The following is a 15,537-nucleotide window of genomic DNA, read 5'->3' on the forward strand; positions in this document are numbered from 1 at the left end:
TCTTTAAGTATGGACTAGACAATATAGCACAATGGTTGTTAAACCCTTATTGTCAGATAAATACAAATCCTATAAAATTTTTGTCATGTACTTAGACTTTTGTCACCTTTTGGATTGTTTGTATTTGATATTCAGGCGATTAATTAAATCGGAAAAGTAACACTTAATAGTCACTTTTGTCACTTTTTAGATTACTTTTCGGAACTTTTGTAACGAATGTCACCTTATTAGAAATTTGATCCGTGTGCCCTACTTGCCAGACTGTTTACTTGTTTACTATTTTACAAATGTGTATTTTTGATACTTTTTCAAAATATGAAGTCACTACGAATACTATTACTCTCTATACTCTTTCTGTGCGGACTTGTTCCGTTGCAATTAACAGCTCAAAACCCCGATACGGAAGTGCGTGCTGCATGGCTGACTACTAACTGGAATCTTGATTGGCCTTCGGCAGGTTTATCTCCCGAAAATCAGCAAAAGCAATTGGGACGAATACTGGATCAGTTGGAAGCTGCTAATTTCAATACAATCCTTTTTCAGGTGCGTGTACGTGGTGATGTGTTCTTTCAGTCGAAGATAGAACCTTGGAGTCCTTTTTTCACCAAAGACAAAACCATTGGTGCTATTACAGCCTATGATCCATTGGCTTATGCTATACAGGAATGCCACAAAAGGGGGCTAGAATGTCATGCATGGATTGTGACTTTTCCATTGGGATCGAAGAAGCAGGTAAAAGAGCAAGGGCGGTCGTCTGTTGTTGCCAGATATCCCCAACTTTGTAAACTGTATAAAGACGAATGGTATCTCGATCCGGGTAATCCCGAAGCCAGAAAACACATTCTGGATGTAGTGGATGAAATTGTCAGTAACTATGATGTGGATGGAGTCCATTTCGATTATATCCGTTATCCTGAAGCAGCAGGAAAATTTCCAGATAAGGATACTTTCTCGAAATATGGAGGAGGCGAGTCTTTACAGCAATGGAGACGCGATAATATCAGTACGCTGGTATCCGATATATATGACCAAACCAAAGAAAAGAAACCTTGGGTACAAGTGAGTTGCAGCCCTATTGGCAGATATAAAGACCTTAACCCGTTGAGAGGAACATGGACAGCCTATTCGAGCGTACATCAGGATGCCGGAAAATGGATGATGGACGGAAAAATGGATGCTGTTTATCCGATGATGTATTATAATGAAACAGAATTCGGAACGTATGTTGAAGAATGGGTAAAAACAAGTAACGGACGTTGGGTAGTTCCCGGTCTTGGAGCATACCGCCTGATGCCCTCAGAAGGAAACTGGCCATTGAAAGATATTACTGATCAAATCGATTTTATTCGAACCAGTAATGCTGTCGGGGCTGCTTATTATAGGGTAGGGAATGTTCTCGATAATACAAAAGGTCTGAAAGATGGTTTAGTACCCTATTACAGCTATCCCGCAAAACTGCCTTCTATGAAATGGCTGGATAATGTTGCACCTCTTTCTCCTCTCAATATGCAGGTATACCGATCAGCCGATGGAATCACAACTATAGAATGGGAATCATCCAATCTGTCGGAAGGGCAGGTTTATACTGTTTATGAATCTTCGAGTGAAGATTTTGATATCAAAAATGTAAAGAGTATTGTAGCCTCGGGTTTGAGGGTGAATAAGATACAGATCCAGACTCCCGATATAGAGGAAGGGATTTATTATTCTGTTACAGCTTCGGATCGTTTTCATAACGAGAGTGTACCTTGCTTTCCTGTTTATTATATATTTTCGAGAAGTATAGAGAAATAAGGTTGTAGACCTCGTAATGATACAATTAAGAAAAGGCTTATTTCCTACGAAATAAGCCTTTTCTTATATATGCTGTTTTATGTTCTTTATAAAAGTGTGAGATCTTAAAATCCTTTGAATCCCATTATTTCGCGTACTTCACGTAATGTTTTTCTGGCACTTTCTCTAGCTTTTTCAGTACCTTCTTTCACTACTTTGTGCAGGTAGGCTTCGTTATCCTGAATATCCAGAATACGATCGCGGATAGGTGACGTTACTGCAATAATATCTTCAGCCAATTGTTTTTTAAGATCACCGTAACGAATTTCGCAAGCATTCCATTTGTCGTCAAAGTGTTTTACAATCTCTTCTGTTGATACTACACGTAAAATGGTAAACAGGTTTTCGATGCAATCGGGCTTAGGTGAATTTGGGCTTTGAGGTCCTTCATCTGTTAACGCTCTTTTTACTTTCTTTTCTATCACCTTCGGTTCATCAAACAGATAGATGCAATTGCCTTCCGATTTACCCATTTTGCCGCTTCCGTCTAATCCCGGTATTTTTATCAATTCACCTCCGAAGTTATAAGCAATAGGTTCTTTGAAGTACTCAACACCGTAAAAATTATTGAAACGACGGGCAAACTTGCGGGTCATCTCTAAGTGTTGCTCCTGATCTTTTCCTACGGGCACTTTGTCCGCGTTGTGCATTAATATGTCAGCAGCCATCAGAGTAGGGTAGGTCAGAAGACCTGCATTCACATTCTCAGGCTGTTTGCGAGCCTTTTCCTTGAATGAGACAGTCTTAGCCAATTCGCCCATATATGCGTGCATGTTCAGCAATAGATACAGTTCGCATACTTCGGGCACATCACTCTGAATATAGATCGTCGATATATCCGGATCGATACCTGCAGCCAGGTATTCCGTTAATACGTTTTTTACATTACCATGCAATATCTTCGGGTCGGGATGAGTCGTAAGAGAATGGTAGTCTGCAATAAAGAAGAAACATTTGTTTTCTTCCTGCATTTTTATAAAATTTCTCAGGGCTCCGTAGTAATTGCCTAAGTGCAGATTACCGGTTGAGCGAATGCCGCTCACTACTGTTTCCATACTATGTTATTTAGTTTTCTAATACAAAGTTAACGATTATTCCAGATTTATTGTCAGTTTATATTCTTTTTCAGACTGCACCTTACTCTGACCATCGTAGTAGGGGTAGAGCTATGTGTAGGGAAAGTATGGGACGAACAAAGAGTTGTGTCTTTGTATTTATTTTCGCCAGAACGCAGGCATGAGCAAGGATAGTATAGTAAATAGTTCGAGACGTCCCGTAAGCATTAGAAAAGAGAGATACCATTTAGCTGTATCCGAAAGATGTCCGAAGTGTCCGCTATCACTCAGGCTGCCAAGTCCTACATTACCCATACAGGACACTGAGGCTGTAATTGAATCCTCGAAGTCGATACCTGTAGAAGATAATACAAGAAAACTCATAAATAGAATGAGCAGATATAAGAATATAAAAGCGAGAATTTTGGTAACTACATCTACGGGAAGCACCTGATTGTTTATACGTACAGGGAGAATTGCATTGGGGTGTACCTGACGTTTAAATTCATTAATGGCATTCTTGAAAAGTACGACAACTCTGATAACTTTGATTCCTCCCGAGGTAGAGCCTGCACAGGCACAAATCATCATCAGACAGTAAATCAGAAACATATAAAAAGGTCCCCAACTTGTAAAATCGGCGGTAGAAAATCCTGTTGTTGTTATTGCTGATGTTACTTGGAAAATAGAGGTTCTGAAAGCGTCTTCAGCTACACTTATTTTGCCCGAATATATTAAACCAATAGTTATAACAGCGGTGAAGGTGATATATATGAAGAAGTACCATTTCAGCTCTTCATTTTGAAACAGCTTTTTGTATTTCCCTTTAAACAAGAAATAAATCAGAGAAAAGTTGATTCCTCCCACAAACATAAATATAGTAATGACATAGTCTATGTATGCCGAATCCCAATACGCAATGCTAGCCTGTTTAGTGGAGAACCCACCTGTTGAGGCGGTAGATAATGCATGGCATACCGCATCAAAAGCGTTCATAGGACCAAGCCACAACAATATGGCTATAATTGAAGTGATAGCTACATAGGTGAAAAGTAGTCTCTTGGCAACTTGCGTAACTCTCGGCTGGAAACGTTCACGGGCAATACCTGTAGTTTCGGCGTCGAACAGGAAGGATGCATTTCCACCGATAATAGGCAGTACGGCTAATGCAAATACTACGATACCAAGACCTCCTACCCACTGGGTGAGGCAACGCCAGAATAACAGGCCTAAAGGGACAATATCTACATCGGGTATAATAGTGGAGCCTGTAGTTGTAAAACCCGACATAGTTTCGAAGTAAGCGTCACTTATTCCCGGTATAACTCCACTGAAAATAAAAGGAAGCATCCCGAAAGCCGATAACACAATCCATGAGAGGCTGACGACAAGAAAACCTTCGCGTTTTCCGATAAATTGCTCTCTGGTTTCTGCACCTAATAAGCGGAATATTACTCCCACAGCAATAGTGATAGAAGCACTTATTAGAAAAGCATCTCCACTTATTTCATGATAATAGAATGATACAACAGCCGAAAGCATCAGTAAAATGGATTCTATAATTAATAAGAATCCCATTGTTTTAAAGATGAATCGGAAATTAAAATTTCCCATTTTAAGATTAAGGTCTCAGACCTTTTTATCGTTTTGGTAATCGTACTAACCAAAGCCTTTTAAACTCTATATTCGTAATATTGCTTTCACATTATTAATATCAGGTTTGTCTGCCTTAATTAAAAAGTTTCTCCGCATTGCGTAAAGCATCGTCTAAGCAGAATACAACAACATTATCGTATGGTTCTACCTGAGTATCACCATCGATCAGCATTGGTTCGCCATTACGTATCAATCCTCCTAAAGTCACATTATTAGGCAAAGATAGGCGCTTTATTTCTTTTTTGGTAATTATTGAATTGGGACGTGCAATAATCTCCGCTACATCTGCATTTGCAAATGTTAGAGACTTCACATTCGAAACGTCTGCATTCAATAAAAAACGGTATATATTACCTACTGTAATCAACTTTTTATTGATGATAGAGCCGATATCCAGATTCTCCGCCATGGAAATGTAGTCCATGTTTTCGACCTCGGCAACGGTTTTTCTTACACCGAATCTTTTTGCGGCAAGACAAGCCAATATATTAGCTTCGGAGTTTCCTGTTACGGCTATAAAAGCATCTGTGTCTTTGATACTTTCTTCTTGAAGAAAATCGGAGTTACGACCGTCATCATGGAATACGGTCACATTCTTGGGAACTTTTTCGAGTAGCTTATAGCATTTCTCTTTATCCGACTCCAGTAGTTTTATATTCATGTCGCTGGGTAAATACTGGCAGGTACGAATAGCAATACGGCTACCGCCCATGATCATTATGTTTTTTACCTCAAAATCTTTCTTTCCTGTTATAGCAGGAATTTCCTTTATGAACTCCTGCGTAGTTGTGAAAAACAAGATATCACCGGACAATATCTGATCGGATCCTTTGGGGATAATAGTCCTGTTGTTTCGTTTTATGGCTACAATGTGAAACTTCTTCGGGGCAACTGATATTTCATGCAGGTATTTACCCACTAATTCGGAGTTGTCTCTTATTTTTACTCCTACAAGAATAATTGCACCTCCGAATAATTCAACCCACAGTCTTACCCAAGGTCTCTTTATTGCGGATACAATTTCTTTAGCTGCCAACATCTCAGGGTATACCATCGAATCTACACCGAGGCTTTCAAAGAAATCTTTATTTTTGGGTAATAAATATTCGAAGTTATCGATACGGGCAAAGGTTTTTTTTGCTCCCATTTTCGAGGCAAGCATACAAGAAGTAACATTGACTGATTCATCGGGAGTTACACCAATAAATAAGTCAGCATCCTCAACTCCTACTTCATTTAGATCTTTCAATGAAGTGGAAGATCCTTCCATGGTCATTATTTCAAAATGGCTTTTCGAGAAATTTAATTTCTCCTTGTCGGGATCCATGATGATAACATCCTGATTTTCTCCTGATAGCAATTTGGCCAAATGGGTTCCTACAGCTCCTGCTCCTGCGATAACTACTCTCATGTCATAGAAGTCTCAATTTTTTCGTTTTTCAAAGCATTCACAATGTGCTTCTTTATACCGTCAACATCCAGTTCACATAGTTTGTTCAGTTCGGCAATCGAACCATGTGTAATAAATTTGTCCGGTAATCCTACACGTGTAACATCTATATTACGGAAGTCATTGTCTGAGAAATGTTCCAATACGGCAGATCCTAATCCTCCGTTTATTACGCCATTTTCAACAGTCATTACCTTCGTGAATTTTGCTGCAACCTCATTCAAGAGGTCTTTGTCTATTGGTTTTAAGAATATGATATCGTAATGAGCTACACTGTAGCCTTTTGTTTCGAGGTCTCTGATTGCTTTAGTAACGGTATTTCCTATTGGCCCGATCGAAATTATAGCCAGATCCGATCCGTCTTTCAATTTACGACCTTTACCTATTGGAAGGATTTTCATTTCACATTCCCAATCTTTCAACTCGCCTTGTCCTCTAGGATAACGTATCACAAAAGGTCCATCGTTGCCATAAGTCGCTGTATACATTAGATGTCTTAAATAATGCTCGTTGTAAGGCGATGCGATAATCAGATTAGGTACACAACGCATATAAGCCAGATCGAATGCACCGTGATGTGTGGGACCATCTTCTCCTACAAGTCCTGCTCTGTCGAGACAGAATATTACATGTAGTTTTTGTAATGCAACGTCGTGTATTACCTGATCGTATGCACGTTGCATAAATGAGGAATATATATTACAGAACGGGATTAACTCTTCTTTTGCTAATCCTCCTGCATAGGTTACGGCATGAGCTTCGGCAATACCTACGTCAAAACTTCTTTCGGGAAATTCTTTCATCATAAAACTCATAGAACATCCCGAGGGCATTGCAGGTGTAACGCCCACTATACGCTTATCCTTTTCAGCCAATTCGACCAATGTATGACCAAACACATTTTGATATAGCTGAGGTTGATCTTTTGCCTGATTGATTATTCTTTCTCCCGTGTCTTTATTGAATTTTCCGGGAGCATGCCACTCCGTAGCCGATTCTTCAGCAGGTTTGTAGCCTTTTCCTTTTATGGTATGTATATGAAGAAGTTTAGGGCCTTTGAGATCTTTGATATTCTGAATGGTGCGGATTAATCCTTTGAGATCATGACCATCCATAGGACCGAAGTACCGGATATTAAGACCTTCAAAAATATTTTGTTGCTTGGTAATTAACGATTTCAAGCTATTATTGAATCGCAGAATAAAGTTTTTTCCTTTTTCGGTAATGAGATTCTTTTTCTTGAATTTCTGGTATACATCGTTACGTACTCTGTTGTAGGCTTGCGAAGTAGTCATTTTTACCAAATAATCTTTCAGACCTCCCACATTATCATCTATTGCCATATCATTATCATTAAGAATGATAAGCAAATCGTTGGGCTGGGAGCTGGCATTATTTAAGCCTTCATAGGCTAATCCTCCAGTAAGGGAACCGTCTCCGATAACAGCAACTACGTGCTTGTTTTCGTGTTTCAGACTTGATGCTACTGCCATTCCTAATGCCGCGGAAATCGAATTGGATGCGTGCCCTGCCGAGAAAGTATCGTATTCGCTTTCTTCAGGATTGGGAAAACCTGCCAATCCTCCGAATTTACGGTTTGTATGGAACTTATCCCTTCGTCCCGTTAATATTTTATGACTATAAGCCTGATGCCCTACGTCCCAAACGATGCGGTCGAAAGGGGTGTTGTATACATAGTGTAGAGCTACAGTGAGTTCTACCGTACCTAAACTGGATCCAAAATGCCCCGGATTTTCGGACAGTTGATCTATTATAAAAGTCCTAAGATCTTTACAAAGTGTTTCCAATTGGGCTAGACTTAGACTTTTAAGGTCTTTCGGGTAGTCGATGCTTTGTAGCAGCGATATATTGTTATTTTGGTTTTCGGGCATATTTGTGAGTATAAATAATCGATCATTTCTTAAGAAACGAAAAATAAAGAGCAAAATTATAAAACAATTATATCTTATCCTATGTTTAATCGGTAAAATTGAAAAGGATCAGGAATATAGCCTTATAAATCAACAATAAATAAAATTTATCACTGACTGCATATTGCTGTATTAACAAAAATCAACTACTTTTGCGGATATCCAATTATTAGGCGCGGTAGTTCAATGGATAGAATAGAAGTTTCCTAAACTTTAGATCCGGGTTCGATTCCCGGCCGTGCTACTATAATTTTATATTTTCCTCTTAATTAAAAACAATTTTAGGGCATTCTTTGTTTCAACTGCATAAAGAACTTAAAATATCTCAAAAATGAAAAAATTAAACTTTACATTTCTTCTTATACTATGTTTTGCATTGTTGAATATTGGTCTGGCATCATCACAAATCAGATTTGGTCTTCGCGGTGGATTTGATGTGAGTAATAATCGTATTAATAAAGACATTCTCAACGCAAGTAACAGATTAGGTCCTCAAGTTGGAGGGGTAGTTGAAATTATGGCTCCTATAATCGGGTGGGGTGCAGAAGCCGGTGTGATTTACGGGATGCAACAATTTAATGTAACAGACAAAGATTATGATATTAAAAATTATCACTATCTAAGGGTTCCTGTGAACTTAAAAAAGAAATTCAGTATAGTTGGTCTGTTCGGAGTTTTTATTGTAGTAGGACCATATGCTGAATTTAGACTGAGCGGAGGTGAGTTTTCAAGTAGTGTGATTGATCAATATAAATCAAAATCTTTTGGAATGGGATTCGATGCGGGAGCAGGGGTTGAGCTTCTGAAACATCTTGAAATAGGTATGTATTATCGGAAAGCTTTAACTGAAAACTATTCGACTGATTTTGACGGTCGTGTGAGAAAAAGACCTTCTAACTGGGCTGTAAACTTAACTTATTTCTTTTGAAATAGATGCTATATGTTGATGTAATAGTTCCACTGCCATTGTCAGGAGTGTTTACTTATAAGATACCCGATCTGCTTGCAGATCGGGTTATTGTTGGTAGCAGGGTCATTGTGCAGTTTGGTAAGAAGAAATTCTATACTGCAATTATTCATCGTATATACGATTCGGATGAGCCCAAAACGGGGATAAAAGAAATAATATCCGTCTTAGATGATTATCCCATAGTTTTGCCCGAACAGCTTCAGTTTTGGGAGTGGATTTCCTCCTACTATATGTGTACTTTGGGCGAGATTTATAAGGCGGCATTGCCGTCGGCTTTAAAATTGGAGAGTGAGACTCTTGTTTTTCTGGATGCTTCTTTTGAAGCCAAAGAGCCTTTTACTGCCAATGAGACGAAGGTGTTCGATGTGCTTTCGGATTCAAAGCCACTCCGTATTTCCGAAATCGAGAAACTTACGGGAATCTCAAATGCTATTCCCTATGTAAAATCTCTCGCAGATAAAGGGGCGGCATATCTGAATGAAAACATACAAAACAAATACACTGCAAAAACAGAGGCTTCGATACGATTGGCTAAAAACTATTCGGAAAGCGAACTCAATGAGATTTTGAATAATCTAAAACGAGCTAAAAAACAAGAGCAGGCATTGATCTTATTTCTTGAACTGAAAAAAGAAGAGGGAGATCATCCTGAGTTTTTTATTCAGAAAAAACTATTCTTAGGACAAACAGGAATAAGTTCTTCTGTTGTAGATGCTCTGATAGAAAGGGGAGTTTTAGTATCGTTTCAGAATGAGATAGGACGCTTCGACTATGGAGATTCTGATCTTCTTTCGTCTAAAATACTTAATCCTTTTCAGGAAAAGGCATACAACGAAATTTACGACAACTTCAAAGAGAAACAGGTGGTGTTGCTTCATGGGGTGACATCTTCGGGGAAAACCGAAATATATATTCAATTAATAAAAGATGCTATTGAGCGTGGCGAACGGGTTTTGTATCTTTTGCCGGAGATAGCATTGACTACTCAAATAACGGAACGGCTTAAATCGGTTTTCGGAAATAAATTACTGGTGTATCATTCCAGATTCAATGACAATGAACGTGCTGAAACATGGCAGTCTTTGCTTCAAAAAGAAGAATGTCAAGTGGTATTAGGTGCACGCTCGGCTGTCTTTCTTCCTTTACGAAATCTAGGGTTGGTTATTGTGGACGAAGAACACGAGGCTTCTTACAAGCAACAAGATCCTGCTCCACGTTATAATGCGCGTAATGCGGCTATTGTATTGGCAGGCATTCATCAGACAAAAACATTGCTGGGAACGGCAACCCCTGCGATCGAAACGTATTACAATGCCCTTTCGGGACGATATGGTTTGGTTACCCTAAGTAAACGTCATTCTGAAATAGAGCTGCCCGAAATAGTACCTGTAAATACCAAAGATCTCAGGAAAAGAAAACAAATGAAGTCTATCTTATCACCTCCGTTGGTAGAGGAAATGAGAAATGCTTTAGGACGAGACGAACAAGTTATTTTGTTTCAAAACCGTAGAGGGTTTGCTCCTTTGATAGAATGTAAAACCTGTTCATGGACTCCTAAATGTCTGCATTGCGATGTAAGCCTTACTTTCCATAAAGGGCAACGGGTAATGGTTTGTCACTATTGTGGAGCAGTTTATTCTATACCTACCGAATGTCCGGAATGTAAAACCCCGACATTGGAAATGCAAGGGTATGGAACGGAAAGAATCGAGGAATTGGTACAAGAAACTATTCCTGAAGCAAATGTAGTTCGCATGGATTTTGATACAACCCGAAGCAAAAGATCTTTTGAGCGAATAATTGCTGATTTCGAGGCGAATAAAACCAATGTTCTGGTAGGTACTCAGATGGTTTCTAAAGGTCTCGATTTTGATAATGTGAGTGTAGTGGGTATTCTCAATGCCGACAGTATGCTTAATTATCCCGATTTTAGAGCACACGAACGTGCCTTTCAATTGATGATGCAGGTGAGCGGGCGTGCAGGCAGAAGACATAAACGTGGTTTGGTGCTATTGCAGACGGCTCATCCCGGACATCCTATTATTTCTTATATAAGAAATAACGATTATGCTTCGTTCTATGAAACGCAAATAAACGAACGTCAGTTGTTCCGGTATCCTCCTTTTTATCGATTGATCGAAATTGTAATACGAGGCAGGGAGGAGCATGTTGTTGATGGCTTGGCTGTGGAGTTTGCTCAGGTGCTTCGGCAATCTTTTCAGGAAAGGGTTTTAGGACCTGTAAAGCCGGGGATTTCGAGGGTGCAATCTCTCTATATTCGTAAAATTGTATTGAAAATCGAAAATCAGGCATCGCCTCAGAAAATCAGAGAGTTGATCGAATTCTATCAAAAGCAGGTGATGCAAAATCCGAATTATAAATCAGTACTTTTGCATTATGATGTTGATCCGATGTAAGGTAAGGTCGCAGACCTTTTTATAGCTTTGGCAAATATAGTAACGATAGATAGCTTTGATTGTGAGAATACAGTTATTAATGATAATGATTCCTCTTCTTGTTTTCCTTTTGTCGTGTCAGAACAAAGCGGACATAGTTCGTAGTGAAGTCTTGGTTGCGGACTCGGTGCAGTCTGTTGCAATAACAGTTGAGGAGGAGCAAACTCTTCCTGAATCTTCTATGGCTTTGTATCTCGAAGAACAAGGTTTAATAAATATTCATTCTTTAGATTCGACCATTCGTATCGATTTAAAATATGCTACAACGGATAATTTCACCAAAGAAATACTTTATGATGATCTTACAGATGCGTTTTTGCATCCTGTTGCCGCCCAGAAATTAATGAAGGCTCAACAGTTGCTTAAGGGGTATAATTCCGATTTATCATTGCTGATTTATGATGCTGCCAGACCTATGTCTGTTCAGACGAAAATGTATAAAGTAGTTGAGAATACTCCATACAGGGCATATGTTGCCGATCCGACTAAAACAGGTATGCATAATTATGGTATGGCTGTTGATCTGACAATCTGCAATTCTGATGGGGTGGCTTTGGATATGGGTACACCCTTTGATTTCTTCGGAAAGGCTGCCGGAATCAATCAGGAAGAACAGCTTTTAAAGGAAGGTTTGCTGACCAGAGAACAAATAGATAATCGCAAATTGCTTCGCAAGGTTATGACGGAAGCCGGATTTATTACTATTAGAGGTGAATGGTGGCATTTTAATGCAGTCTCACGAGGTGAAGCGAAGAATACTGCCAAGCTTTTAGACTGAAATAGTAAATTTAGGTATGACCCTAAAATAAAGAAATAATATTTATGATATAATGCAAAAAAACGATATAACACATATCTTTTTTTTATTACATTTGATTTTTTGAAACCATAATGTATACACTATGAAACAATTACTTACGCTTATATTGTTATCCGTTGTATTTATCTCTTGCAACAAAGAGTATAAGTATGAAGTATATGCGAAGACCGGATTATTTTCTGATTTAGCAGATCAAAAGATTAGTGAAGATGTAATTAAAGAGTCAAATGATTCTGCCGCTTTTGTGAAAGCTCATAGAAAATTCCTTATAAATATGCAGCTTAAATTTGATAGTAATAAAGATTTTCACCCCGAAATATATTATTTTAAGCTGATCAATCCTCAGGGAATAGATATTTCATCGGGTTCTTTTTTGAGTAACCCAAATGAAATAATGATCGAAAATGCTAGTTTTTGCCTAAGTGATGAATTTAAGCAGTATATACAAAATATAGATTATGAGTAAATTAAAACCTGTCAATATGTGATTGTGGTGGCGTAGGTTTATATATGGTATATGGGCACGCCTTTTGATTTCTTTGGTAAGCAACATCTATAGTTGTTATAAATCTAAAGTGTATCATCAGATGCTTTTTTTACTTAGTTTGATCTGTATTGTCCTAGATGTTTATTATGTTTCTCTTTTCAATAAAGAATACATTATCATGTCGTAGTATTTAGAATTCCAGAACATCCACTCTCTTAAAACTCCCTCTTTGGTAAAATTCATTTTATGCAGAGCTTTTTCGGAGGACTCGTTACCCGACATAACTTCTGCCTCGATTCTGTTTATTTCGAGTTCTTTAAAGCCGTAAGATATAATTGCTTTTAGAGCCTCTGTGATATATCCGTTGTTCCAGTATTCTTTTTGTAAATCGTATCCGATATTGGCTCTGTGATGTTTTGTGTAATTGTTGAATCCTATTGTTCCGATTATGCTTTGCTCTCCTTTCAGAGCGATCCCCCAGCGGATTGCTAATCCTTCTGTAAAACGGCTTTGATACCAGTCTATAAATTTTTGTGCATCCTTTGGTTCTTTAAAAGGTAATAAATTGTAAAATCTGGTAACTTCGGGGTTACTGAAAATTTGAAATAAATCATTCAGATGATCCTGTTTAATCTCGATGAGACTTAATCTTTCTGTGTGTAATAGGGGGAACTGCATACAAGTGCGATTTATATTTAAAGCTAAAAGTAACTAGATTTTTCCGTTTTTATATAAAATAAAGATCAAAGCAATAAAAAAACGTGCTTAGCCTTAATTTTAAAAAGCCCGATTTTTTTCTTAGATTTGTATTTGTAAAATGAAATACTTCAAATGGATAATTATATAGTTTCGGCACGTAAATACAGACCATCGACATTTAAGTCGGTAGTGGGGCAGCGTGCGTTGACAACTACGCTCAAAAATGCAATTGCAACCAATAAACTGGCTCATGCCTACCTGTTCTGCGGACCTCGTGGAGTGGGTAAAACTACGTGTGCCCGTATATTTGCAAAAACGATTAACTGCCTTTCGCCGTTAGCTGACGGTGAAGCATGTAATACGTGCGAATCGTGTGTAGCTTTTAACGATCAGCGATCTTTTAATATTCATGAACTGGATGCGGCATCCAATAATTCGGTGGACGATATTCGTTCATTGATCGATCAGGTGCGTATTCCTCCACAGATCGGGAAATATAAAGTCTACATTATAGATGAGGTTCATATGTTGTCATCATCAGCATTTAATGCTTTTTTGAAAACATTGGAAGAGCCTCCTCACCATGCTATTTTTATTTTAGCAACAACTGAGAAACATAAGATACTGCCGACTATTCTTTCACGTTGCCAAATCTATGATTTCAGCCGTATCAGTATAACGGATACTGTTGAGCATTTAAAATATGTAGCTTCACAGGAAGGCGTTAATGCAGAATTGGAAGCATTAAACGTTTTGGCTCAAAAATCGGATGGGGGGATGCGTGATGCACTTTCCATATTTGATCAGGTAGTCAGCTTTACAGGAGGTAATGTTACATACAAGGCTGTTATTGACAACCTGAATGTGCTTGATTACGAATACTATTTCAAACTGACGGATGCAGTCCTTACAAACAATGTAGTGGATAGCTTACTTATTTTGAATGATATTCTTAATAAGGGTTTCGATGGTCATAATATTGTTTCGGGAGTTGCTTCGCATTTCCGTGACTTGCTGGTCTGTAAAGATCCTCGTACAGCCGAATTGTTTGAGGTTGGAGCATCTATCCGCGAAAGATATGTGGCTACATCTCAGAGATGCCCTGTCGAACTTTTATATAGAGCTATTGAGCTTGTTAATGAGTGTGACCTGAATTACAGAGTTAGTAAAAATAAAAAGCTTCTAATCGAACTGACGTTAATCCGCTTGTGTCAGCTTTCGAGCAATCCACAATCAGTGGACGAAAAAAAAAAGTCATAATTGAACCTATCTTTCCTGTTGGGGAGGCAGCATCTGGTGCTCAACCTGCTCCGGCAAGAACTGCGGGGGCATCTTCCCAAGCCGCCTCTGCTGCTCCACCTGCAACGGTAAGGCAACAGCCTAAAACTGCAAGAAGCTCTTCTATTTCGGGCTTCGGTGTATCTCTTTCTGCCCTTTCTCAAAAAAACACAGAAGAAGAGGTTGTTGAGGCTCAGCAAACCGAAATTCTGTCTGAAACTTTTACTCCCTTGCAATTGCTTAGCGAGTGGAAGGCATATGCTGAATCTATTCCCGAAGAGCATCATCTAAAGAATACAATGCTTAACTGTTTACCCGATCTTCTGAATAGGGATACTTTTGAGGTTGTTGTTAATAATCCTGTGCAAGAACAGAGGTTGTTGGATAATGCTGTTAATATAATGCCGATTCTTCGTAAGAATCTGAGGAATACTCTGGTGCAAATGAAGGTAAGAGTGACAGTGGAGAATGAAAAAAAGCTGGGATTCACGTCTTTAGAAAAATTTAATCTGATGGTTGAGCAAAACGAAACCGTAAAGAGACTAAAGGATGAATTTGGCCTCGAATTGATGTAGTAAAAAAAAGATGAGAAATAATTGAATTTTTTTCTGATTTTATTTGCAGCAAAAGAAAAAAGACATATCTTTGCATCGCATTTGAGAGAAAATGCTACCCTTTAAAAGGGCGATTAGCTCAGTTGGTTCAGAGCATCTGGTTTACACCCAGAGGGTCGGGGGTTCGAATCCCTCATCGCCCACAAAAGAAACATCTACAAATTTCTTTGTAGATGTTTCTTTTTGTTATATATTACTTCCGTTGTGTCGCTACAAAAAAAAGAAGAAGCACATTGGCTTCTTCTGAAATTGAATATCTTTTACTTCCTTATCCTGATAGAAAAATTA

At 38.5% G+C, this 15,537-nt stretch carries 10 protein-coding genes, 2 tRNA genes and 1 pseudogene; 8 read left to right on the forward strand and 5 right to left on the reverse strand.

What is annotated here, in order from left to right; all coding sequences use genetic code 11:
• Positions 1-315 precede the first annotated feature (315 nt).
• Positions 316-1,794, forward strand: a complete 1,479-nt coding sequence (locus CLV62_RS15040) for a glycoside hydrolase family 10 protein (protein WP_110311602.1) — start codon at positions 316-318, stop codon at positions 1,792-1,794.
• Positions 1,795-1,898: 104 nt separating this feature from the next.
• Here the strand turns inward: CLV62_RS15040 and trpS are convergent, their stop codons facing one another.
• The 4 genes from trpS to dxs form a co-directional block, all read right to left on the reverse strand.
• The gene (gene trpS / locus CLV62_RS15045; RefSeq protein WP_110311603.1) at positions 1,899-2,888 is read right to left on the reverse strand and encodes a tryptophan--tRNA ligase; all 990 of its coding nucleotides are present in this window, start codon (positions 2,886-2,888) and stop codon (positions 1,899-1,901) included.
• 159 nt (positions 2,889-3,047) lie between these two features.
• Positions 3,048-4,466 (reverse strand): TrkH family potassium uptake protein, encoded by a 1,419-nt coding sequence (locus tag CLV62_RS15050; RefSeq protein ID WP_245904102.1) that lies wholly within the window; start codon positions 4,464-4,466, stop codon positions 3,048-3,050.
• Positions 4,467-4,617: 151 nt separating this feature from the next.
• Entirely contained in the window at positions 4,618-5,955 is a 1,338-nt protein-coding gene (trkA, locus tag CLV62_RS15055; RefSeq protein WP_110311605.1) for a Trk system potassium transporter TrkA, read from the reverse strand.
• Positions 5,952-7,886 (reverse strand): 1-deoxy-D-xylulose-5-phosphate synthase, encoded by a 1,935-nt coding sequence (gene dxs / locus CLV62_RS15060; RefSeq protein ID WP_110311606.1) that lies wholly within the window; start codon positions 7,884-7,886, stop codon positions 5,952-5,954. The genes trkA and dxs overlap by 4 nt, the downstream gene beginning before the upstream one ends.
• 211 nt (positions 7,887-8,097) lie before the next feature.
• On the opposite strand from dxs, the gene CLV62_RS15065 reads away from it, so the two are divergent.
• The 5 genes from CLV62_RS15065 to CLV62_RS15085 all read left to right on the forward strand — a co-directional run bounded on the left by CLV62_RS15065 (position 8,098) and on the right by CLV62_RS15085 (position 12,637).
• Positions 8,098-8,169 (forward strand) — tRNA-Arg (locus CLV62_RS15065).
• 87 nt (positions 8,170-8,256) lie between these two features.
• Positions 8,257-8,853 (forward strand): porin family protein, encoded by a 597-nt coding sequence (locus CLV62_RS15070; RefSeq protein WP_110311607.1) that lies wholly within the window; start codon positions 8,257-8,259, stop codon positions 8,851-8,853.
• A gap of 5 nt (positions 8,854-8,858) precedes the next feature.
• Positions 8,859-11,312 (forward strand): replication restart helicase PriA, encoded by a 2,454-nt coding sequence (gene priA / locus CLV62_RS15075; RefSeq protein ID WP_110311608.1) that lies wholly within the window; start codon positions 8,859-8,861, stop codon positions 11,310-11,312.
• 61 nt (positions 11,313-11,373) lie between these two features.
• On the forward strand, positions 11,374-12,129 hold the full coding sequence (locus CLV62_RS15080; protein ID WP_245904103.1) for a M15 family metallopeptidase: 756 nt from the start codon (positions 11,374-11,376) through the stop codon (positions 12,127-12,129).
• 124 nt (positions 12,130-12,253) lie between these two features.
• Positions 12,254-12,637 carry a hypothetical protein gene (locus tag CLV62_RS15085; RefSeq protein ID WP_110311609.1) on the forward strand — a complete coding sequence of 128 codons (384 nt, stop codon included), beginning with the start codon at positions 12,254-12,256 and terminating at the stop codon, positions 12,635-12,637.
• Between the two features lie 165 nt (positions 12,638-12,802).
• Here the strand turns inward: CLV62_RS15085 and CLV62_RS15090 are convergent, their stop codons facing one another.
• Positions 12,803-13,336 (reverse strand): GNAT family N-acetyltransferase, encoded by a 534-nt coding sequence (locus tag CLV62_RS15090; RefSeq protein WP_110311610.1) that lies wholly within the window; start codon positions 13,334-13,336, stop codon positions 12,803-12,805.
• A gap of 153 nt (positions 13,337-13,489) precedes the next feature.
• Here CLV62_RS15090 and CLV62_RS15095 point away from each other — a divergent pair.
• Both CLV62_RS15095 and CLV62_RS15100 read left to right on the forward strand, forming a co-directional pair.
• Positions 13,490-15,210: pseudogene (locus CLV62_RS15095) on the forward strand (DNA polymerase III subunit gamma/tau).
• 107 nt (positions 15,211-15,317) lie between these two features.
• Positions 15,318-15,392 (forward strand) — tRNA-Val (locus tag CLV62_RS15100).
• Positions 15,393-15,537 lie beyond the last annotated feature (145 nt).

Source organism: Indolivaga alginatilytica (assembly GCF_003201355.1).
In the GTDB taxonomy this organism is placed as follows: Bacteria; Bacteroidota; Bacteroidia; order Bacteroidales; family Dysgonomonadaceae; genus Dysgonomonas_A; species Dysgonomonas_A alginatilytica.

Excerpts from the sequence above, each read along its gene's own strand:
- trpS (WP_110311603.1), bottom strand. The coding sequence starts at position 2,888 with ATGGAAACAGTAGTGAGCGGCATTCGCTCAACCGGTAATCTGCACTTA.
- CLV62_RS15085 (WP_110311609.1), top strand. The coding sequence starts at position 12,254 with ATGAAACAATTACTTACGCTTATATTGTTATCCGTTGTATTTATCTCT.
- CLV62_RS15040 (WP_110311602.1), top strand. The coding sequence starts at position 316 with ATGAAGTCACTACGAATACTATTACTCTCTATACTCTTTCTGTGCGGA.
- CLV62_RS15070 (WP_110311607.1), top strand. The coding sequence starts at position 8,257 with ATGAAAAAATTAAACTTTACATTTCTTCTTATACTATGTTTTGCATTG.
- CLV62_RS15050 (WP_245904102.1), bottom strand. The coding sequence starts at position 4,466 with ATGGGATTCTTATTAATTATAGAATCCATTTTACTGATGCTTTCGGCT.
- CLV62_RS15090 (WP_110311610.1), bottom strand. The coding sequence starts at position 13,336 with ATGCAGTTCCCCCTATTACACACAGAAAGATTAAGTCTCATCGAGATT.
- priA (WP_110311608.1), top strand. The coding sequence starts at position 8,859 with ATGCTATATGTTGATGTAATAGTTCCACTGCCATTGTCAGGAGTGTTT.
- dxs (WP_110311606.1), bottom strand. The coding sequence starts at position 7,886 with ATGCCCGAAAACCAAAATAACAATATATCGCTGCTACAAAGCATCGAC.
- trkA (WP_110311605.1), bottom strand. The coding sequence starts at position 5,955 with ATGAGAGTAGTTATCGCAGGAGCAGGAGCTGTAGGAACCCATTTGGCC.